This window comes from Pigmentiphaga kullae (assembly GCF_004216695.1).
Classification (GTDB): Bacteria; Pseudomonadota; Gammaproteobacteria; order Burkholderiales; family Burkholderiaceae_B; genus Pigmentiphaga; species Pigmentiphaga kullae.
On sequence record NZ_SGXC01000001.1, the window covers coordinates 1,793,835 to 1,814,455 of the forward strand.

Annotated in this window: 21 protein-coding genes and 1 pseudogene; 16 read left to right on the forward strand and 6 right to left on the reverse strand. The window is 68.9% G+C overall.

Annotated elements, in window-relative coordinates; translation table 11 throughout:
• Positions 1 to 2 precede the first annotated feature (2 nt).
• From ubiB to EV675_RS08840, 4 genes are all read left to right on the forward strand, one after another.
• Positions 3 to 1,556 (forward strand): ubiquinone biosynthesis regulatory protein kinase UbiB, encoded by a 1,554-nt coding sequence (ubiB, locus tag EV675_RS08825; protein ID WP_130356896.1) that lies wholly within the window; start codon positions 3 to 5, stop codon positions 1,554 to 1,556.
• Positions 1,557 to 1,659: 103 nt separating this feature from the next.
• A complete protein-coding gene (locus EV675_RS08830) occupies positions 1,660 to 2,400 on the forward strand; it encodes a sulfite exporter TauE/SafE family protein (protein WP_242621431.1) in 741 nt (246 codons plus the stop codon).
• 119 nt (positions 2,401 to 2,519) lie between these two features.
• On the forward strand, positions 2,520 to 3,953 hold the full coding sequence (locus tag EV675_RS08835) for a high affinity choline transporter 1 (RefSeq protein ID WP_130356898.1): 1,434 nt from the start codon (positions 2,520 to 2,522) through the stop codon (positions 3,951 to 3,953).
• A 145-nt stretch (positions 3,954 to 4,098) separates the two neighbouring features.
• Positions 4,099 to 4,938 (forward strand): ferritin family protein, encoded by an 840-nt coding sequence (locus EV675_RS08840; protein WP_124687747.1) that lies wholly within the window; start codon positions 4,099 to 4,101, stop codon positions 4,936 to 4,938.
• 37 nt (positions 4,939 to 4,975) lie between these two features.
• Here the strand turns inward: EV675_RS08840 and EV675_RS08845 are convergent, their stop codons facing one another.
• Positions 4,976 to 6,430 (reverse strand): DegQ family serine endoprotease, encoded by a 1,455-nt coding sequence (locus tag EV675_RS08845; RefSeq protein WP_130356899.1) that lies wholly within the window; start codon positions 6,428 to 6,430, stop codon positions 4,976 to 4,978.
• Between the two features lie 271 nt (positions 6,431 to 6,701).
• On the opposite strand from EV675_RS08845, the gene EV675_RS08850 reads away from it, so the two are divergent.
• Positions 6,702 to 7,166, forward strand: coding sequence for a helix-turn-helix domain-containing protein (locus EV675_RS08850; RefSeq protein ID WP_130356900.1), 465 nt, complete (start codon positions 6,702 to 6,704; stop codon positions 7,164 to 7,166).
• A pseudogene (locus EV675_RS29965) lies at positions 7,163 to 7,348 on the forward strand (PIN domain-containing protein); the annotation flags it as partial. The gene EV675_RS08850 and the pseudogene EV675_RS29965, both read left to right, overlap by 4 nt.
• A gap of 3 nt (positions 7,349 to 7,351) precedes the next feature.
• On the opposite strand, the gene EV675_RS08860 reads toward EV675_RS29965, so the two are convergent.
• Both EV675_RS08860 and EV675_RS08865 read right to left on the reverse strand, forming a co-directional pair.
• Entirely contained in the window at positions 7,352 to 8,674 is a 1,323-nt protein-coding gene (locus EV675_RS08860; protein WP_130356901.1) for an ATP-binding protein, read from the reverse strand.
• Positions 8,671 to 9,330, reverse strand: a complete 660-nt coding sequence (locus tag EV675_RS08865; protein ID WP_130356902.1) for a response regulator — start codon at positions 9,328 to 9,330, stop codon at positions 8,671 to 8,673. Before EV675_RS08865 ends, EV675_RS08860 begins: the two co-directional genes overlap by 4 nt.
• A 115-nt stretch (positions 9,331 to 9,445) precedes the next feature.
• Here EV675_RS08865 and rfaE2 point away from each other — a divergent pair, with 115 nt between their 5' ends.
• A complete protein-coding gene (gene rfaE2, locus EV675_RS08870; RefSeq protein ID WP_130356903.1) occupies positions 9,446 to 9,925 on the forward strand; it encodes a D-glycero-beta-D-manno-heptose 1-phosphate adenylyltransferase in 480 nt (159 codons plus the stop codon).
• Between the two features lie 6 nt (positions 9,926 to 9,931).
• Here the strand turns inward: rfaE2 and EV675_RS08875 are convergent, their stop codons facing one another.
• From EV675_RS08875 to EV675_RS08885, 3 genes are read right to left on the reverse strand one after another with little or no spacing between them, the layout of a single operon-like run.
• Positions 9,932 to 10,804 carry an SPOR domain-containing protein gene (locus EV675_RS08875; RefSeq protein WP_130356904.1) on the reverse strand — a complete coding sequence of 291 codons (873 nt, stop codon included), beginning with the start codon at positions 10,802 to 10,804 and terminating at the stop codon, positions 9,932 to 9,934.
• 21 nt (positions 10,805 to 10,825) lie between these two features.
• Positions 10,826 to 11,719 (reverse strand): type III pantothenate kinase, encoded by an 894-nt coding sequence (locus tag EV675_RS08880; protein ID WP_130356905.1) that lies wholly within the window; start codon positions 11,717 to 11,719, stop codon positions 10,826 to 10,828.
• A complete protein-coding gene (locus EV675_RS08885; RefSeq protein ID WP_165404507.1) occupies positions 11,716 to 12,555 on the reverse strand; it encodes a biotin--[acetyl-CoA-carboxylase] ligase in 840 nt (279 codons plus the stop codon). The genes EV675_RS08880 and EV675_RS08885 overlap by 4 nt, the downstream gene beginning before the upstream one ends.
• 132 nt (positions 12,556 to 12,687) lie before the next feature.
• Between EV675_RS08885 and EV675_RS08890 the strand changes: the two genes are divergently transcribed.
• The 9 genes from EV675_RS08890 to EV675_RS08930 all read left to right on the forward strand — a co-directional run bounded on the left by EV675_RS08890 (position 12,688) and on the right by EV675_RS08930 (position 20,621).
• Positions 12,688 to 13,857: a VanZ family protein gene (locus EV675_RS08890; RefSeq protein ID WP_165404508.1), complete on the forward strand. Its 1,170-nt coding sequence runs from the start codon at positions 12,688 to 12,690 to the stop codon at positions 13,855 to 13,857.
• 35 nt (positions 13,858 to 13,892) lie between these two features.
• Positions 13,893 to 14,210, forward strand: coding sequence for a (2Fe-2S) ferredoxin domain-containing protein (locus tag EV675_RS08895; protein ID WP_087836781.1), 318 nt, complete (start codon positions 13,893 to 13,895; stop codon positions 14,208 to 14,210).
• Positions 14,211 to 14,217: 7 nt separating this feature from the next.
• Complete coding sequence (locus EV675_RS08900; RefSeq protein WP_130356908.1) at positions 14,218 to 14,877, forward strand: alpha/beta hydrolase; 660 nt, start codon at positions 14,218 to 14,220, stop codon at positions 14,875 to 14,877.
• Between the two features lie 178 nt (positions 14,878 to 15,055).
• Complete coding sequence (locus EV675_RS08905) at positions 15,056 to 16,306, forward strand: D-alanyl-D-alanine carboxypeptidase family protein (protein ID WP_130356909.1); 1,251 nt, start codon at positions 15,056 to 15,058, stop codon at positions 16,304 to 16,306.
• Positions 16,307 to 16,462: 156 nt separating this feature from the next.
• Positions 16,463 to 17,326: a D-amino acid aminotransferase gene (locus EV675_RS08910; RefSeq protein ID WP_130356910.1), complete on the forward strand. Its 864-nt coding sequence runs from the start codon at positions 16,463 to 16,465 to the stop codon at positions 17,324 to 17,326.
• A gap of 6 nt (positions 17,327 to 17,332) precedes the next feature.
• A complete protein-coding gene (locus EV675_RS08915; protein WP_130356911.1) occupies positions 17,333 to 17,611 on the forward strand; it encodes a DUF493 family protein in 279 nt (92 codons plus the stop codon).
• Between the two features lie 9 nt (positions 17,612 to 17,620).
• Complete coding sequence (gene lipB / locus EV675_RS08920) at positions 17,621 to 18,304, forward strand: lipoyl(octanoyl) transferase LipB (RefSeq protein WP_165404609.1); 684 nt, start codon at positions 17,621 to 17,623, stop codon at positions 18,302 to 18,304.
• 60 nt (positions 18,305 to 18,364) lie between these two features.
• On the forward strand, positions 18,365 to 19,369 hold the full coding sequence (gene lipA, locus EV675_RS08925) for a lipoyl synthase (protein ID WP_130356913.1): 1,005 nt from the start codon (positions 18,365 to 18,367) through the stop codon (positions 19,367 to 19,369).
• A 259-nt stretch (positions 19,370 to 19,628) separates the two neighbouring features.
• Positions 19,629 to 20,621: a Bug family tripartite tricarboxylate transporter substrate binding protein gene (locus EV675_RS08930; RefSeq protein ID WP_165404509.1), complete on the forward strand. Its 993-nt coding sequence runs from the start codon at positions 19,629 to 19,631 to the stop codon at positions 20,619 to 20,621.

The window sequence follows — 20,621 nt, forward strand, 5'->3', positions numbered from 1 at the left end:
CCATGTTCACCTTCCTGCGCCTGATCCGCATCATGTTCGTCAGTTTCCGCTATGGCCTGGACGAACTCGTGATCTCCGGCATCCGGCATCCATGGACCGAGCGCCTGCTGGTCGTGATGCGGCTGGGCCGCAAGCTGCACGCGCCGCGCGGCGAGCGGCTGCGCCTGGCGCTGGAGACGCTCGGCCCCATCTTCGTCAAGTTCGGCCAGGTGCTGTCGACGCGGCGCGACCTGATCCCCGCGGACATCGCCGACGAACTGGCGCGCCTGCAGGACCGCGTGCCGCCGTTTCCGTCCGAGGTGGCGATCGCCAGCATCCGCAAGGAACTGGGCCGGCACCCGGACGAACTGTTCGCCAGCTTCGAGCGCGAGCCGGTGGCCTCGGCCTCGATCGCGCAGGTGCATTTCGCGGTGCTCAAGGACGGCCGCGACGTGGCGGTGAAGGTGCTGCGGCCCAACATGGCGCCGGTCATCGACAAGGACCTGCGGCTGCTGCGGGCGGCGGCCACGCTGATCGAGAAGATCTCGGCCGATGGGCGGCGCCTGAAGCCGCGCGAGGTGGTGGCCGAGTTCGACAAATACCTGCACGACGAACTCGACTTGCTGCGCGAGGCGGCCAACTGCAGTCAGCTGCGCCGCAATTTCGCCCCCGGCGGGCCCCGCGGCGACCTGCTGATCGTGCCGGAAGTGATGTGGGACTATTGCTCGTCGTCCATCTTCACGATGGAGCGCATGCGCGGCATCCCCGTCAATCACGCCGCGCGGCTGGTCGAGGCGGGGGTGGACCTGAAGAAGCTGGCGCGGGATGGCGTGGAGATCTGTTTCACCCAGATGTTCGCGGACGGCTTCTTCCACGCCGACATGCATCCGGGCAACATCTACGTGTCGGACGATCCGCGCACGCTGGGCCGCTACATCGCGCTCGATTTCGGCATCGTCGGCTCGCTGTCCGAGTTCGACAAGAACTATCTGGCGCAGAACTTCCTGGCCTTCTTCCGGCGCGACTACCGTCAGGTCGCACGCCTGCACATCGAGTCCGGCTGGGTGCCGCCCGGCACACGCGAGGAAGAACTGGAAGGGGCGATCCGGGCCTGCTGCGAGCCCTATTTCGACCGGCCCCTGGCCGAGATCTCGCTGGGGCAGGTGCTGCTGCGCCTGTTCCAGACCTCGCGCCGCTTCAACGTCGAGATCCAGCCGCAACTGGTGCTGCTGCAGAAGACGCTGCTCAACGTCGAAGGGCTGGGGCGCGAGCTGGACCCCTCGCTGGACTTGTGGAAGACGGCCAAGCCCTACCTGGAGCGCTGGATGAACGAGCGCGTCGGCTGGGCGGCGCTGCGCAACAACCTGCGGCGCGAATCGCAGCAGTGGGCGCAGATGCTGCCCGAGCTGCCGCGCCTGGTGCATCATCAGCTGGCCCGTCCGGACCGTTCGGCCGATACCCTGGCCGAGCTGCAGCGCCTGCGGGCCGCCCAGCAGCAGACCAATCGCCTGATGGCCGTGATCGCCGGCGTGCTGGCGGTGGGCGTGGCCGTGGCCCTGTGGGCGGTCGCTCGCTAGCCTTGTTCCTGGCTACGGATTTTCCGAAGGCTGGATCCGCGCAATCCGCATTTCCAGCCGGCGCGGCCTGCGGCAGCATGGCGCCATGGACTCCCTGCTCTCGATGTATTCCGCGGCCAGCTGGCCCCTGATCCTTCTCATTCTCGGCACCTTCTTCGTGGCCGGCGCCGTGAAGGGCGTCATCGGCCTGGGGCTGCCCACCGTCGCCATGGGGCTGCTGGGCCTGGCCATGGCTCCGGCGCAGGCCGCGGCGCTGCTGGTGGTGCCATCCATGGTGACCAACGTCTGGCAACTGGCCGCCGGCGGGCGCTTCGTGCACTTGGCCAGGCGGCTGTGGCCGCTGCTGGCCGGCGTGGTGGCCGGCACCTGGCTGACGGCGGCGCTGGCCGGCACGGGGTCGCAGCCCTGGGCGGTCCGGGCGCTGGGCGTGGCGTTGGTGCTGTACGCGGCCTTCGGCCTGATGGCCTTCCAACTGCGCGTGCCGCCCGGCGCCGAGCGCTGGCTGGGCGCGCTGTCCGGCCTGGCGACCGGCGCGGTCACCGCCGCCACGGGCGTGTTCGTGATTCCCGCCGTGCCCTACCTGCAGGCGCTGGGCCTGGCCAGGGACGAACTGGTGCAGGCGCTGGGCATGGCCTTCACCGTCTCGACGCTGGCGCTGGCCCTGGCGCTGGCGCGCGGCGGTGCCCTGGGCTACCAGCAGATGGCGGCCTCCCTGGTGGCCCTGGTGCCGGCCATGGCGGGCATGTGGGCGGGCCAGGTTCTGCGCCACCGCATCAGCCCCGCGGCGTTCCGCCGGGGGTTCTTCACGGGGCTCGGCCTGCTGGGCCTGTATCTGTGCTTCTGACCCGCCGCCGCACCCATCCCCGCACACCGATACGCCAGTCCTGACGGGCCTGGAAAGCCCCGGCCCGCTGTGCGATACTCGCGCGGTTTTGGCTTTTTTTCCCGGGTGGGCTCGGCATCATGGTGTTCTGGTTCGTCTTGCTCTACCTGCTGGTTTCCATCTGCATCGGCGTGGTCGCCGCCCGCCGGGTGTCGAACTCCACCGACTATGCGGTGGCCGGCAGGTCGCTACCCCTGTTCATCGTGGTCGCCACGACCTTCGCCACCTGGTTCGGCTCCGAGGCGGTGCTGGGCGTGTCGGCCGTGTTCGTGCGGGAAGGGCTGGGCGGCGTGGTCGAGGACCCGTTCGGCGCGTCGATGTGCCTGGTGCTGGTGGGCGTGTTCTTCGCCGCGCGGCTCTACCGGCACAACCTGCTGACGCTGGGCGACTACTACCGCGAACGCTACGGCCCCATCGTCGAGGTGCTGATGAGCCTGGCGATCATCATCTCGTACCTGGGATGGGTGGCCGCGCAGGTCAAGGCCCTGGGGCTGGTGTTCCACATGCTGGACCCGGGCGTGTTCTCGCAGACCAGCGGCATGATCATCGGCACGCTGATCGTGATGACCTACACGCTGTTCGGCGGCATGTGGTCGGTCGCGCTGACCGATTTCTTCCAGATGATCGTGATCGTGGCCGGGCTCTTCACCATCGCCTATTTCGCCACCGACCTGGCCGGCGGCGTGGGCGTGGTCGTGCACGAGGCGACCAGCCGCGACCTGCTCAATTTCCTGCCGCCGGCCACGGCGCACGACGTGCTGTTCTTTTTCGCGGCGCTGGTCACGATGATGCTGGGTTCCATTCCCCAGCAGGACGTCTACCAGCGCGTGATGTCGTCCAAGGACGTGAAGACGGCCCGGCGCGGCCCCGTCATCGGCGGGCTGCTCTACCTGATGTTCGCCTGCATCCCCATGTACATCGGCGTGGCCGCCTTCAGCGTGATGCCGGACACGGTCGGGACGCTGCTGCAGGAGGATCCCCAGAAGATCCTGCCCACCTTCATCCTCGAGCGCATGCCCACGCTGGCGCAGGTGTTCTTCTTCGGCGCGCTGCTGTCGGCCATCATGTCGACCGCCTCGGCCACGCTGCTGGCGCCTTCCACCACCTTCGCCGAGAACATCCTGCGCCATTTCCTGCCGGGCATGTCCGACAAGCATTTCTTGCGCGCGATGCGCGTGTCCGTGGTGCTGTTCGGACTGTGCGTGCTGGCTTTCGCGCTGAATACGTCCGACAGCATCTACGAGATGGTGGCGGGCGCCTATACCGTGACGCTGGTGGGGGCTTTCGTGCCGCTGCTGATGGGCCTGTACTGGCGGCGCGCGACCACGCAGGGCGCGCTGCTGTCGTCGGTGATGGGGGTGGCCGCCTGGCTGCTGGTCAGGGCTTTTGCCGCGGAAGATTTTCCGCCACAATTGGCGGGACTGCTGGCGGGATTCGTCGGCATCTGGGCCGGCAGCCTGCTTCCCCAAGTGGTGCGGGCGCGCCAGCGGCCCGCGCTGCATCCGGTCCTGTAAATTCTGTTACAGGCGCGTCCCGCGCCATGCCCGGCCGGATCTGGAAGGAATGTGTCATGCGGGGGTAAGACTCCCGCTATATCGTTCGCCGACCTTCCGGCGACTTGGAATGCTCAAGCTGCCGGCTTCCATACAAGGGCTCATCATGCTGTACCCGGAACTATTCAAATCCCTGGAGTCCGTGCGCTGGGACATGGGAAAGGACGTGCCGTGGGACCAGTTCGACGCCAGTTTGCTGACCGACGAGCAGGCGCACACGATCAAGATGAACGCGATCACCGAGTGGTCGGCGCTGCCGGCCACCGAGATGTTCCTGCGGGACAACCGCGAGGACAGCGATTTCAGCGCGTTCATGTCGATCTGGTTCTATGAAGAGCAGAAGCACTCGCTGGTGCTGCAGGAATACCTGAAGCGCTTCCGCCCCGACATGCTGCCGACCGAGGACGAGCTGCACCACGTGCGCTTCGAGTTCGACGCCGCGCCTGCGCTCGAGACCCTGACGCTGCACTTCTGCGGCGAGATCCGGCTCAACCATTGGTATCGCCGTGCCGCGCAATGGCACAGCGAGCCGGTCATCAAGGCCATCTACAAGCTCATCGCGCAGGACGAGGCTCGCCACGCCGGGGCCTACCTGCGCTACATGAGGCGGGCGCTGACTGAACGAGGCAAGGAACTGGCCGACCAGGCGCGCGCCGCCTTCGCCAAGATAGGCGTGCTGATGGCATCGGCCAAGCGCACCTCGCAGGCGCTGCACCCGACCAACCTGCACGTCAACAAAAGCCTGTTCCCCAACGACACCGTGCAGTCCCGGCTGCCCGAGCCGGGCTGGCTCGACCGCTGGCTGGACGACCAGATCCAGTTCGACCGGGAGTGGGAAGGCAAGGTGGCCGATCGCATTCTGCATACCATGTCGACCCTGCTCGGCCGCAGCTTCGCGACCGTGCAGGATCTGAACCGCTACCGCAAGGAACTGGCCGCGGGCTGAGCGGCGGCCAACCCTGGCGCGATCCCGGGCCGGGGGATCAACCGAGCTGCACCGGCACGAAGATCTTGGCATCGCCGCGCTGCACGAGCAGCGCCACGTTCTTGCCCGACTTCGCGATCAGCGTGCGCACCTGGTCGACGCTCTGCACCGGGACGCCGTTCAGCGATAGCAGCAAGTCCCCGGGTTCGATGCCGGCCTGTTCGGCCGGGCCGCCCACCTGCTCGACCACCAGCCCACCGCTGTCGCCCACGGCCATCCGTTCCTGCGGCGTGAGCGGACGCAGCGCCAGCCCCAGCCGGCCGTGCGCCGCGCCACCGCGCGTATCGGCGCTGGCGGTGGCTTCGGCCTTGGCGCTGCCCAGCTTGGCGACGATGTCGTGCGGCGAGCCGTTGCGCCAGACTTCCAGCCTGACGTCCTGTCCCGGCGTGGCCAGGCTGATCACCGCGGGCAGGTCGCCCGAGGCCACCACGGGCTTGCCGTCGATCTTGCGGATGATGTCGCCGGACTTCAGGCCGGCCTTGTCCGCGGGGCTGCCCTTTTCCACGCTGGCGACCAGCGCGCCGGTGGGCGAGTCCAGCTTGAACGAGTCGGCCAGCGCCTGGTTGACTTCCTGGATGGTGACGCCCAGGCGGGCATGGTGGACTTCGCCGTGCGCCACGATCTGGTCCTTGACCTTGGCCGCCACGTCGATCGGGATCGCGAATGACAGTCCCTGGTAGCCGCCGGTCTGGCTGTAGATCTGCGAGTTGATGCCGACCACTTCGCCGCGCGAGTTGAACAGCGGCCCACCCGAGTTGCCCGGGTTGACGGCGACGTCGGTCTGGATGAACGGCACCGAGCCGTCATTGGGCAGCGAGCGGCCCTTGGCGCTGACCACGCCCGCCGTCACCGTGTTCTCCAGGCCATAGGGCGAGCCGATGGCCAGCACCCATTCGCCCACGTGCAGGTCATGGGGGTTGCCCACGACCACGACCGGCAGGTTGCGCGCATCGATCTTCAGCACGGCAACGTCGGTCTGGGGGTCCGAGCCCAGCACCTTGGCGCGGAATTCGCGCCGGTCGGTCAGCTTGACGGTGACTTCCTTGGCGTCCTTCACCACGTGGGCGTTGGTCAGGATGATGCCGTCGGGACTGACGATGAAGCCGGAGCCCTGGCCGCGCATCGGCACGCTGTGCGAACCGCCGCCACCGCCGGGGTAGCCCGGGAAGCCGCGGAAGAACTGCGCGAACGGATCGCCGTCGTCGTCCGAGACCTTGGTGGTGCCGGTCACGCTGATGTTGACCACGGCCGGGCCGTAGCGCTGAGTGATCTGCGAGAAATCGGGGGGTGTCACCGCGCCCACGGGCGCGGCCGCCAGCGTGCTCGCGGCGGAGACCGGTACGGCCTGCGTCGTGGCGGTGCGCTGGAACGCGGCGGCGCCGGCGGCGCCGAACACTCCGGCGGCAACCAGGGCGACAGCCAGGTGCGAAGCGGAGAATTTGCGGGTGTTCATGGTGGGCTCCTCTGCCAGGTGATGGAACATGGCGTCATGGTGGAGCGGCTGTCTTAAATGGAACTTAAGACCCCCTACGCGCTGACGCACGCCCCCCAGGGGGCGATGCGGGTGGACCGGCGGAGCCGGATCCACCGCATCCTGGGTCTAGTGGGGGCTGTGTTCTTGCTTGGTCGGGGTTTGCTATCGGGGGATAGACGGATTTTCGTTTGTTTCGTTTTTCGAGTGTTTCGATTAATATGGGGGTGTTTTTTCGTTCGGGAGTTTTGCCATGGCCAATGCTTCATCCAAGATGATGCTGCCTGTCGAGCGGGAGGTTCAAGCCGCCGTGCAAGGCCAGCGTGCGCTGGCGGCCTATCTGGCGACGCGTGTCGAGACGCAGCGAATCCAGATCTTCGATGACAAGAACCAGGCTCATCAGGTAGAGCTGCCTACCTCCGCGTTGCGCCTGCTGGTGGACATACTGGCCGAACTGGCCGATGGCAATGCGGTGAAGGTCGTGCCTGTTCACGCCGAACTCACCACCCAGGAGGCGGCGGATATGCTCAATGTTTCGCGTCCGCATCTGGTCAAGCTGTTGGAGGATGGCGTGTTGCCCTTTCACCGGACGGGCAAGCACCGCCGTGTGCGGTTCGCCGATCTGATGCGGTACAAGGATGCGCGTGACTGTGCCGCCGAGCAGGCCATGGGCGAACTTGCGCGGCAGTCGCAGGAGTTGAAGATGGGGTATGAATGAGGCATTCCCCCTTCACGGTTATCTACGATGCATGTGTGCTTTATCCCGCGCCGTTGAGAGACTTCCTGATGTGGTTGGGGTTATCAGGTCGGTTTCGGGCGCGATGGAGTCGCGAGATCCACGAGGAATGGAAGCGCAACCTGCTGCTTAATCGGCAAGATTTGACGCGTGCACAATTTGAGTTGCTATGGGGCGACGGGGAACCGCACCCGGGCGCGCAGGCCGCCCAGGGGAGAATCCAGGAGTTCTATCGTGGCATGGTGGCGGTCGGCGATGGCCTTGACGATGGCCAGGCCCAGGCCGCTGCCGGGGGTGTCGGCGGCCTGGGCGCGGTAGAAGCGGTCGAAGACGCGGCCGCGTTCGACCAGGGGGATGCCGGGGCCGTCGTCGTCCACGTCCAGCGTGACGCCCTGCGGGCCGGCCGACAGCCGGATGTCCACGCGTCCGGATTCCGGGGCGTACTTGACGGCGTTCTCCAGCAGGTTGCGCACCAGCAGGACCAGGGCTTCGTCCTGGCCCGCGACGCGCGCGCTGGTGGCGCCTTCCATGCCGATGTCCACGCCGCGCGCGTGGGCCTGGGGCAGGATGTCGGCCAGCGCGGTGCGCACCACGTTGGCCAGGTCCAGCGTCGCGAGCGCCGGTTCGTGCGCTTCCTGGCGCGCCAGCGACAGCAGTTGCTCGACCAGTCGGGTGGCGCGGTCGATGCCGGCCGCCAGCCGGGCCACCGCCACCTGGCGGGTGGCGTCGTCCTCGGCGCGGCGCAGCGATTGGAGCTGCAGCTTGAGCGCCGCCAGCGGCGAGCGCAGTTCGTGCGCGGCGTCGCCCACGAACTGTTTCTGCGCGTCGAAGGCCTGGCGGACGCGACCGAGCAGCAGGTTGAGTTCGTGGACCAGGGGGCGCACTTCGTCGGGCAGGCCGGCTTCGCCGACGGGCGACAGGTCGTCGGCCTGGCGCGAGGCGACCTGGCGGCGCGCGCGGTCCACCGGGCCGAGCGAGACGCTGATGACCCACCAGACGACCAGCATCAGCAGCGGTGCCATGGCTGCGATGGGCCAGATGGTGCGCAGCGCCAGCGTTCGCGCCGTGCCGGTACGCACCCGCACGTCCTGCGCGACCTGGATGATCTGCAGCGGCGCCTCCATCGAGTACATGCGGTAGGTGGCGCCGTCGGCCTGGACGGTGGAGAAGCCCAGGACGACGCGGTCGGGCAGTACGAGCTTGGGGGTGGAGCGGAACAGGCGCACGCCGTCCGGCGTCCAGATCTGGATGATGAGGTCGCGCGCGGCCGGGTCGTCCAGCAGTCCGCCTTCCGGCCCGGTGCTGAACAGCGGATTGCCGCTGCCGAGCGATTCCGCGGTGCGTTGCAATAGATGATCGAAGATCTCGTCCGTCTGGACCAGCGCGCCGCGATAGGCGATGGCGCCCTGTACCAGCGCGGCCAGGAAGATGGCGGCCAGCAGGAAGGCCAGCAGGCGGGCGCGCAGGGAATGGCCGGGTACGAGTTTCATGATTTGGGGATGACGTAGCCGACGCCGCGCACGGTCTGGATGAATTGCGTGCCCAGTTTCTTGCGCAGGCCGTGGATGTAGACCTCGACCGCGTTGCTGCTGATCTCGTCCTTCCAGCTGTAGAGCTTTTCTTCCAGCTGGGCGCGCGACAGGATGAGGCCCGGCCGCGCCAGCAGGGGTTCGAGCACCGCCCATTCCTTGGCGGTGAGCGTGACGGGCTGGCCATCGACGGTGGCGGTATGCGTGGCGGGATCGAGGACGACGCCGTCGTGTTCGTACAGCGGTTCGGCCCGGCCCGCGCTGCGGCGGATCAGCGCGCGGATGCGGGCCAGGATCTCGTCCACGTCGTAGGGCTTGACGACGTAGTCGTCGGCGCCGGCGTCCAGGCCGGCGATGCGCTGGCCGATGGCGTCGCGCGCCGTGGCTATGATGACCGGGATGCGCGCCTTGCGTGCGCGCAGCTCGCGCAGGACCTCCAGGCCGTCGCCGTCGGGCAGACCCAGGTCGAGCAGCACGAGGTCGTAGGTTTCGGTGCGCAGCGCGGTGTCCGCGCTGCCGGCGTTCTTGACCCAGTCGACCGCATAGTGTTCGGCGCGCAGCACGTCCAGCACGCTTTCGCCTATCATCGGATCGTCTTCGACCAGCAGCAGTCGCATCGCATTCCCTCGTCCCGGGGCAGGTCCCGGCCATGGACGCGCACAGTGTATCGCCCCATGCGCGCGCCGAAGCCCTCTACAATGGGCCGTTCCGCCATTTCCGCGCCGCCAGACCGTGCCAGCCCGCTTCGAATCCAAGATCCTCAGTCCCGCCGAATGCGTGGCCGCCCGCGCGGCCTGGCCGCGCCCGCTGGTCTTCACCAACGGGGTGTTCGACATCCTGCACCGCGGCCACGTCACCTACCTGGATGCCGCGGCGCAACTGGGCGCGATGCTGGTGGTGGCGGTCAACACCGACGCCTCGGCGCGCCGCCTGGGCAAGGGCCCCGACCGGCCGCTGAACGGCCAGGACGACCGCGCGGCGCTGCTGGCGGCGCTGGCCTCGGTGGATGCGGTGACATGGTTCGACCAGGACACGCCGCTGGAGTTGATCGGCCAGTTGCGGCCCGACCTGATCGTCAAGGGCGGGGACTACGACATGGACACGTTGCCCGAGACCGCGCTGGTGCGCAGTTGGGGCGGCGATGCGGTGGCCATCGATTTCGAGCACGACCGCTCCACCACCAAGCTCGTGCAGCGCATCCGGACGCGCTGAGCGCCGTCAGCGGCAGTCTTGCACCGAGGGGCGGTCGAACAGATTGCGCGCCCCTTCGATGGCGCGGCGGCCGGTGGCGGCGACGCCGTCCAGGCGCAGCCAGCTCTTGCCGCCCTGGGCGCCGCGCGACACCACCTTGGCGTTGCGTACGCCCTGGCCTTGCAGGGCCGTGGCCTGTTTCTTCGCGGCGGCTTCCGTGCTGAAGACGCCCAGCGAGATGGCGTGCTGGAGCGGGCCGCTTTCCTGGATCACGAAGTAGTCCTTGACCCCGTTCCTGCCGAGCTGGGCCGCGGCGGCCTGCGCGGCCGAGGCGCTGGGTTGCGGCGGCACGATGACCATCCATCCCTGCTTGCCCGGTTCGCGCCGCGTGCCCTGTTTCGCGGCCGGCAGATGTTCGTTCGCCCATTTCCTGGCGATGATGAGATCGGCTTCGCTGAACGTGCCCCATTCGACGCAGGCGAGCGGTTCGCGCGGCGGGGGCGGGTTGGCCGGGGCAGCGGCAGGTGCAGGGGGAGCGGCAGGGGGAGTTGCCGGTGCCGGCGCGGCGTCGGACGGCGCGGCCGCGGGGATGATGGCGCCGGCCGGGGGGGGCTCGGCGGTCTCTGCCGCGGAGCCTGGCGCGGCATCGGCGCTGGCCGAAGGCTCGGTGGCCGGGGCCGCCTGGCCGGATTCCGCCGGTTCGGCGGCGGGCGCGACCGGCGCCTCGTCGGCGGCGTTGATGCCGGGCAGCCGGGGAACCTGGATCGTGTCGGCGCGCAGTTCCGAGCGCATACGGGCGGGGTCGCGGCCGCGTTCAGAGAAAGGTTGGCCGAACCAGCCGCGATCCAGGGCGAAAAGCGCCACGTTGGCCAGGAGCAAGACGACGAACAGGCTGCGCATGGAAAGCCGGGAAAGGAAGGGTCAGGGGGAGGGGGCGAGCCCCGATTCGGCCAGGCAGGCCAGGCCGTCGAGGACGGGATTATCGACGACCAGTACCTGGCGCGTCGAGCCGGCGGCGCGCATCAGGTGGGCGACCTCTCCGGCGATGGCGGCCCACGCGCCGCCGCTGGCCACCAGCAGCGGTTCCTGCCGGAAGCGTTCGCGCGCGGCCAGCCATTGGCGCGCCACGGCGCCTGCCTGGGCCGCCGCCACGCCGGACATGATCGCGTCGCCGGTGTTGTCGGGGAAGGGCGCGACCTGGCCGTTGGCGCGCGGCAGGCCCGCCGTGCCCGCCGCCAGCGATTGCCGCATCAGGTCGCGGCCGGGCAGGATCAGGCCGCCGACGAAACGGCCCGCGCCATCCAGGGTGTCTACGGTGGTGGCGGTGCCGAAATGGGCCAGCACGTGCACCGGCGCGGGGGTGCCGGGCGCGGCCTGGCGGCGCCAGCGATTCCAGATCCCCACCAGGCTGAGCCAGCGGTCGGCGCCCAGGCGCTCGGGATGGCGGTAGCCGTTCGTGACGCCCAGCAGCCGCCGGCCGGCGCGTATCCAGTCCACCGCGCAGCCGTTGCGCGCCAGCAGCGCGGCGATGGTGCGCTCGCTGTCGTCGCCGGCCACGTTCGAGCCCATCGCGGCGCGGGGTCGCAGGCCCGCCTCGTCCAGCCAGGGCAGCAGGGCCTCGGGGACTTCCTCGTGCCGGAAGGCAACCTGCAGGGGCGTGCGCGGCACGGCCTGTCCCGAGGCCGCGCCGTCGTCCCGCCAGCCGAATTTCACGCGGGTGTTGCCCGCGTCGATCAGCAGCGTGCCCGCGCGCTGCGCGACATTCTCCCCGTGGGAGGTCGCGCGCCCTTCGGGCGGCCGGGAGGGCGCGCTCATGTCTCGGCCGTCCGCACGGAGATGTCGCCCACGGTGACGGCGCGCGTGCCGTCGGCGGTCTGGACCAGCAGCTTGCCGCCTTCGTCCACGCCCCGGGCCGTGCCTTCGAACAGGATGCGGCCGTTGTCCACCACCCGGACCGGCAGGCCGAACAAGGCGTCCCAGCGGGCGAACCACGCCTGGAACGGGCCGAAGCCCTCGGCGGCATAGCGGGCGATGGCGTCGTGCCAGGACCGCGCCACGGCGGCGGCCAGGCGCGCGGGGTCGCCGGCCGCGCCGGTCTGGGCCCAATCGGCGACCTCGCGGTCCAGCGCCCGCGACAGCGCAGCCGCGCCGCGAAGGTTGATGCCGATACCCAGGATCAGGCCCATGCGCCCCGAAGCCGGCACGGCCACGGTCTCGACCAGGATGCCCGCCAGCTTGGCGGTGTTCCATTGCACGTCGTTGGGCCACTTCAGGGCCAGCGCGCCCTGGGTACCGCTGCCCAGCAGGCCGCTCAGGGCCTCGCACGCGGCCACGCCGGCCACCAGCGATAGCGGCGGCAGGCGCGCGGGCGGGATATCGGCCTGCCAGCCGCAGGAGAAAAGCAGCGCGTCGCCCGCGCGGGTGCGCCAGGGCCGGCCGGCTCGCCCACGCCCCGAGGTCTGCTCGTGGCTGCCCAGCAGCGCCGGCCCGGCGCCGCCGCGGCGCAGGTATTGCTGCAGGTCGGCATTGGTGGATGCCGTGGCGTCCAGCCACGTCACGGTCCAGTCCGGCAGCAGGCGCCGCAAGCCGGCGGCAAGCTCCGCCGGCGGGGCCAGCCGGGCATCGGAGAGGGCAGAATCTGGTGCAACCATGGATCTTCGTCGAGGGCCGCGCGCGGAACGCGGAAAGACGGGATTGTAGGCAGAGCCGGCGGATTTCGCATGCCGGGGCCCGCAAAACGCATAAACTTGAGTCATGTCGTTTACGTTTTGCTCCCGTCGCCCATGAGCACGCCGCCCGAAGGACGTGCTCCCTCCCACACGGAGGATGTCGCGCAGCGACACGAGGGTACCCCGATTCCCTCGTCCGCCGTGCCCGCGCCACCGGGCCTGCACGGCGCGCCGCTGGCGCGGCTGGCGCTGTCCATCATCGTCCTGCTGGTCGTCTATGCCAGCCTGTATCCGTTCTCGGGCTGGGTGGACGTCGGCGTGCCCGCGTTCGCCTACCTGCGGGCGCCGTGGCCGCAATACTGGGTCGGCTCCGAGATCATCGCCAACGTCGCCGCCTACCTGCCCGTGGGCGCGCTGTTCGTCTGGGCCGTCTATCCGGCCTGCCGCGGCCTGCTGGCCGTGGTCCTGGCCGCGACGTGCTGCGGACTGCTGTCGGGCGCGCTGGAGGCGTTGCAGACCTACCTGCCCAATCGCATCGCTTCGAACGTGGACCTCGCGGCCAATACCGCCGGCGCCCTGCTGGGGGCGCTGGCCGGCACCGCCACGGCCTCCTGGCTGATCGGCCACGGCGCGCTGGCGCGGTGGCGCCAGCGGTGGTTCCGGGCCGAGGCCGGTCCCGCGCTGATCCTGGCGATGTTGTGGGTGTTCATGCAGATCCCGCGCCAGCCGATGCTGTTCGGCACCGGCGAGCTGTGGCTGCTGCTGGGCGACTGGGCGGCGCTGCCGTCGGACGTGGTGGGCTTCCTGTGGTCGCCCGAGCCCGCGCAGCGCATCGTGGCCGAACAGGTCTGCACCGCCGCCGCGGTGGTGGGGGCCGCGATGCTGCTCCTGCACATGGCGCGCCCGGTGCCGGCGCGCGGTATCCTTCCGCTCGTGCTGGTTGCCTGCGCCGTGCTGGCCAAGGCGGCCTTGCAGCCCCTGGCCGTTCCCGGGCAGGCGCCCGGCGCGTGGGTCACCACCGGTGCCGCGGTGGGCACGGCGGCCGGACTGCTGCTGGCGACCGGCATGGCCTACCTGAAACCGGCATGGCAGCGCGGCCTGGGCATCACGGCGCTGTGCGTGCAACTGGCCATCGTCAACCTGTTCCCGTCCGACCAGTATTTCGACATGACGACCGCGATGGCCCGCACGGGCTGGCTGCACCTGGAGTCGCTCACGCTCGGCCTGTCCGTGATCTGGCCGCTGGCGGCCCTCTTTTTCCTGGCCCGGCGGCGTTCCGCCTGACCATCTCGATAGTCCCCATTCCTTTGCGAGCCGGTATGGAGTCCTACTACAAACACCACGTCTTCTTCTGCCTGAACGAGCGCGGGGCCGATGCCCCCCGGCCCAGCTGTGCGCGCCAGGGCGCGCAGGCCATGCAGGACTACGCCAAGAAGCGCATCAAGCAACTGGGGCTGGCCGGCAAGGGCGAGATCCGCATCAACAAGGCGGGCTGCCTGGACCGCTGCGAGGAAGGCCCCGTGCTGGTGGTCTATCCCGAGGGCGTCTGGTACACCTACGTGGACCAGAGCGACATCGACGAGATCATCGACTCGCACCTGGTGCGGGGCGAGCCGGTCGAACGCCTGAGGATCTGAGGTCCGCATGGCCATCTCCACGGAACATCTGGTTCTTGAAGGCGGCGCCGGCGCCGTCGATTGCGCGCTCGATATCCCCGAAGGCGGCCTGGAGGCCGCGCGCGGCTGGGCGCTGGTCCTGCATCCGCATCCGCTGTTCGGCGGCACGCGCGACAACAAGGTCGTCACCACGATCGCGCGCGCCTGCGTCCAACAGGGGCTGGCGGCGCTGCGGCCCAATTTCCGGGGCGTGGGCGCATCGGCGGGAGAATTCGACAACGGCCAGGGCGAAGCCGCCGACATGCTGGGCGTGGTGGACCAGTTCCGCGACCGCTACCCGGCGCTGGCCGGCGGCCGCTTCGTGCTGGGCGGCTTCTCGTTCGGCAGCGCGGTCGCGAGCCAGGTACACGCCGGTTGCGGACCGCAGAGCGAGCGCGGACTGGACATCGCGGGCCTGGTGCTGCTGGGCACCGCGGCCAGCCGGTTCTCGGTCGCCAGCGTGCCGGAGGACACCCTGGTCGTCCACGGCGAACAGGACGACACCGTGCCGCTGCAATCGGTCATGGACTGGGCGCGCCCGCAAGGCCTGCCCGTGACGGTCATCCCCGGCTCGGGCCACTTCTTCCACGGCAACCTCGTGGTCGTCAAACGGCTGGTGCTGGCCTACCTGGCGCGGGTCCTGGGCTGAACGCCGGCCTGAAACCCAGCTGTAGCATTCGGTTTCATCAGGTGTCCGGCGCCGCGTCGCCGGCCCGGCGGCCCGGGTGCCTATAATCACGTTTTCCACCCCGCATCGCGGGGCGGGCGCCAGGCGGCTCCCAGGCCAGGCCCGGCGGCACGCCCCTCTTGCACGACCATCCTCCCACATGAAACTGCGCTTTTTCTCGTTTGGTCCGGGACGTCGGTTCGCGCTGGCCACCGTGGCTTCCGCTTGCTTCCTCGCGTTCCCGGCCGCCGTGCCTTCCTCCGCCCTGGCCGCCGCCGCGCCTCCCGCCACCACTTCCGCCGCGACGCCGACCGCACCGCCGATGTCGACCGTCGGCCTGCTGTCCTCCGTGCCGGCGCCGGCGATCGCGGCGCGCGCCTGGGTGACCATCGACGTCACCAGCGACCAGATCCTGGCCGAGGAACGTTCGGGTGAACGCATCGAGCCCGCCTCGCTCACCAAGGTCATGTCGGCTTACCTGGTGTTCAACGCGCTCAAGGAAAAACGCCTGACGCTGGCCCAGACGGTCAACGTGTCGCAGAAGGCGTGGCGCACCGGCGGCTCGCGCATGTTCATCGAGCCGCGCAAGCCCGTCACGGTCGAAGAACTGATACGCGGCATGATCACGCAGTCCGGCAACGACGCCACCGTGGCGCTGGCCGAGGCCGTGGCCGGCAGCGAGGACGCGTTCGTCGCGCTGATGAACCAGGAAGCCACGCGCCTGGGCCTGAAGGAGACGCACTTCACCAACTCCACGGGCCTGCCCGATCCGCAGCACGTGACCACCGTGCGCGACCTGGCCCTGCTGGCCAAGCGGCTGATCCAGGACCATCCCGACTACTACGGCTATTACAAGGAACGCCAGTTCACCTACAACAAGATCACCCAGCCCAATCGCAACCGGCTGCTGTGGGTCGATCCGTCGGTGGACGGCATGAAGACCGGCCATACGGACGCCGCGGGCTATTGCCTGATCGCCTCGGCGATGCGGGGCGACCGCCGCGTGCTGACGGTGCTGGTGGGCGCAGCGAGCGAGAACGCCCGCGCGCAGGAAAGCCTGAAACTGCTGAACTGGGGCTTCCAGAACTTCGATACCGTCAAGGTCTACGACGCCAAACAGGCGGTGGTGGAACCCAAGGTCTGGAAGGGCAGCGTGGGCAAGGCCAAGCTGGGTTCGCCGTCGGCGATCTGGGTGACCGTGCCGCGCGGCCAGGCCGGCAACGTCAAGTCCACCATCGAACGCACCGATCCGCTGGTCGCGCCGCTGCAGGCCGGCCAGCAGGTGGGCACGGTCAAGCTGACCCTGAACGACAAGCCGGTGCGCGAAGTGCCGCTGACCGTGCTCGAACCGGTGGACGTGGCCGGCATCTTCGGCCGGGCGTTCGACGCGGTCCGCCTCTGGTTCAATTGAAGCACCCCCCTACGCGCTGATGCGCGCCCCCCAGGGGGCGATGCGGGTGGACCGGCAAAGCCGGATCCACCGCATCCTGGGTAACACCGGGGTGATGGCGGGTGTAGGATGGTTGTCGTGCGGTATGTTTGTCCGGGCTCTCATCGTGGAGTGGAAATGATTCCTGGTATCGAGGGTGATCCTCGGGTCTATCTGAACGGCGAGTTCACGCCGTTGTCGCAGGCCAAGATATCCGTGTTGGACCGGGGGTTCATCTTCGGCGACGGGATCTACGAGGTCGTGCCCGTGTACGGGCGCAAGCCGTTCCGGATGGCGCAGCACCTGGCCCGGCTGGAACGCAGCCTGGCGGCGATCCGGATTCCGAATCCGCATACGGTCCAGCAGTGGCAGGACCTGGTGGGCAAGCTGATCGAGACCTCGGATGCGCAGGACCAGATCGTCTACCTGCAGCTGACCCGGGGCGTGGCCAAGCGCGACCATGCCTTCCCGGCGCAGGTCGTGCCCACGGTGTTCGGCATGAGCAGTCCCTTCGCGCGGCCCTCGGCGCAGGCGCGCCGGGACGGCGTGAAGACGGTCAGCATGCCGGACGAGCGCTGGCTGCATTGCGAGATCAAGTCCACTTCGCTGCTGGGCAACGTGCTGGCGCGGCAGTTCGCGGCTGATCGCGATGTGCCCGAGGTGGTGATGTTCCGCGACGGCTATCTTTCCGAGGGTTCGTCCAGCAACGTCTGGGTCGTCAAGGAGGGCCGGCTGCTGGCGCCCGTGAAGGACAACCTCATCCTGGAAGGCATCCGCTACGGCTTCATCGAGGACATGGCCGCGGCCCGCGGCATCGCGCTCGAGATGCGGCCGATTTCCCGGGCCGAGGTCGACGCGGCCGACGAGCTGATGCTGTCGTCGGCCACCAAGGAAATCCTGCCCGTCGTGTCCCTGGACGGCAAGCCCGTCGGCGATGGCCGGCCCGGGCCGGTCTATGCGCGGCTGCGCGAGGGATACGACGAGGCGATCGCAAGGCTTTGATCCATCATGGCAGACTTACCTGAAATTCCCGATTCGCTGATCGAATATCCGTCGGACTTCCCGATCAAGGTCATGGGTGCCCATCACCCCGATTTCGTCGCGGTGCTGACCGAGGTCGTGCTGCGCCACGATCCCGGGTTCGACCCCGGATCGGTGGAAAAGCGGCCCAGCTCGGGCGGCAACTACGTGGGCCTGACCTTCATCGTGCGCGCCACCTCGCGCGAGCAGTTGGACGCCCTGTACCGCGAGCTGACCTCGCACCCCATGGTCAAGTACGTGCTGTAACGCCGCATGTTGATCCGCTGGCTGCCGTCACCCGCTGACTACCACGAGACCTGGGAGGCCATGAGGGCCTTCACGGCCGCGCGCGGGCCCGAGACGCCGGACGAGATCTGGCTGGTGGAGCATCCGCCGGTTTTCACGCTGGGCCTGGCCGGCAAGCCCGAGCACGTGCTGACGCCGCGCGACGTGCCGGTGGTCAAGAGCGACCGGGGCGGGCAGGTGACCTACCATGGCCCGGGGCAGGTGGTGGCCTATGTGCTGCTGGACCTGAAGCGGGCGGGCTACTTCGTGAAGGAATACGTGGCGCGGGTGGAGCAGGCGGTGATCGACCTGCTGGCCGGGCTGGGCCTGCCCGACGCGCGCCGCAAGCCGGATGCGCCCGGCGTCTACGTCGACTGGCCCCGCCCCCCCGAGACGGCGCTGGAACTGGCCAAGATTTCCGCGCTGGGCATCAAGGTCCACCGTGGTTGTACTTATCACGGCGTCGCCCTGAACGTGGCGATGGACCTGTCGCCCTTCACCTGGATCAACCCTTGCGGCTATGCGGGATTGCGCACCGTGGACCTGGCGTCCTGCGGCGTCCGGATCGGCCTGGAAGAGGCCGGTGACCTCCTGGCGCGGCACCTGGAGCGGTCCCTGGCGGCCCGGCCGGCGGCAGGGGCTTTGGCCGCCCCGACCCCGGCGGCGGTAGAATAAGGGTCTTTACTAATCCCGGCCCCCGGTTCTACCCCGGTCACGCCGAACAGGAAACAGTCGATGAGCTCTGTGCCCGAAACGTCCGCCCTGGGCGCCAATGCCGACGCACCCGTGGCGGCGCCGGCCTACGATCCGCTGCGCAAGCAGAAATCCGAATCCAAGGTCTCGCGCATTCCCGTCAAGGTCGTGCAGGTGGAACGGCTCAAGAAGCCGGAGTGGATACGCGTGAAGGCGGCGTCCCCGGGTTCGCGTTTCTACGACATCAAGCGCATCCTGCGCGAGCACAACCTGCACACGGTGTGCGAGGAAGCCTCGTGTCCGAACATCGGCGAGTGCTTCGGCAAGGGCACGGCCACGTTCATGATCATGGGCGACAAGTGCACCCGCCGCTGCCCGTTCTGTGATGTGGGCCACGGCCGTCCCGATCCGCTGGACACCGACGAGCCCCTGAACCTGGCCCGCACCATCGCCGCGCTGAAGCTCAACTACGTCGTGATCACCTCGGTGGACCGCGACGACCTGCGCGACGGCGGCGCCGCCCATTTCGTGGAATGCATCGCCAAGACGCGCGAGCTGTCGCCCGCGACCCGCATCGAGATCCTGGTGCCCGATTTCCGCGGCCGCCTGGACCGCGCGCTGGCCATCCTGAACGCCGGCCCGCCCGACGTGATGAACCACAACCTGGAAACCGTGCCCCGCCTGTACAAGCAGGCGCGCCCGGGCTCGAACTACGAGCATTCGCTCAAGCTGCTGGCCGAGTTCAAGGCGCTGCATCCCGACGTGCCGACCAAGTCCGGCCTGATGCTGGGCCTGGGCGAGACCGACGAGGAGATCCTGCAGGTGATGCGCGACATGCGCGCGCACAACGTCGACATGATCACCATCGGCCAGTACCTGCAGCCTTCCGAGCACCACCTGCCGGTGCTGCGCTACGTGCACCCCGATACCTTCGCGATGTTCGAGCGCGAGGCCTATGCCATGGGTTTCACCCATGCCGCGGTGGGCGCGATGGTGCGTTCGTCCTACCACGCCGACCAGCAGGCGCACGCGGCGGGCGTGGCCTGACGCGTCCCGGTTCCGCCGCCGAGAACGAGGCCTTCGGGCCTCGTTTTTTTTCGCCCATCGCTCGCGCGGGCGCTTGACACCCCTGGCCCGGCTCTTTACCATGTTTCTTACAAAGAAATTATTTTCTTTTTAGAAGAACAAAAGAGAGGCAAAAGCGGGCCCAGGGTCCGCCATCTCCCCGCCTTTCCCTCGTTCCCGGAATCTCGCGTCCATGCCGTGCAGGCAGGAGGACGCTCACGCTCGAACAAGGAGACGCATCATGTCATTCCCGCGGCTTTTCCCCGCCACCGCCTGGCGCGGCGGCGCCATTTTCCTGGCCTGCATGGCCGCCTGTGGCGTGTCGGTGGCCGAGACCTATCCCGCCAAGCCCATCCGGCTCATCGTGCCGTTCGCGCCGGGCGGCGCGGTCGACATCGTCGGCCGCCTGATGGCGCAGTCGCTGAACGAAAGCCTGGGCCAGGCCGTGATCGTGGAAAACCGCCCCGGCGCGGGCGGCCTGCTGGTCATGGAGGAAGTGGCGAAAGCCGCTCCCGATGGCTATACCCTCGCGGTCGGCGCCGCCGGACCGCTCACGGTCAGCCCGGCCTTGTTCAAGGAGCGCAGGTTCGATCCGCTGGAGCGGCTCGACCCGGTGATCTGGTACGCCAGCACGCCGGGCATCCTGGTGGTGAATCCCGCGCTCAAGGCCGACAACGTGGCCGAGCTGATCGCCTTGTCCAAGTCCAGCCCGCGCCCGCTGGCCATGGGGTCGGCCGGCAGCGGCAGCATCAATCACCTGATGGGGGAGTACTTCCAGCAGGTGGCCGGCGTCAGCTGGATGCACGTGCCCTATAAGGGCAGTTCGCCCGCGCTGACCGATCTGGTCGGCGGCAACGTTCAAGTGATGATGGACATCGTGCCGACCGCCACGCCGCTGGTGAAGTCGGGCAAGCTGCGCGCCCTGGCGGTGACCACGCCCAAGCGCTCCAACATGCTGCCGTCGGTGCCCACCGTGGCCGAGCTGGGCTATCCCGGCTTCGACGCCAGCTCCTGGCTTTCATTGAACGCTCCGCACGGCACGCCGGCGGCCATCATCCAGAAGCTGAATCGCGCTCTGAACGAAGGGTTGGCCAAGGAGGACGTCCGTCGCCGCATCACCGACATCGGCGCCGAGCCGGAAGGGGGCGCGCCGGACCGCGTCACGGCGCGCCTGAAGCTGGACATCCCGCGCTGGAGCAAGTTGCTGGAAACCGCGGGCGTCACGGTGCAATGA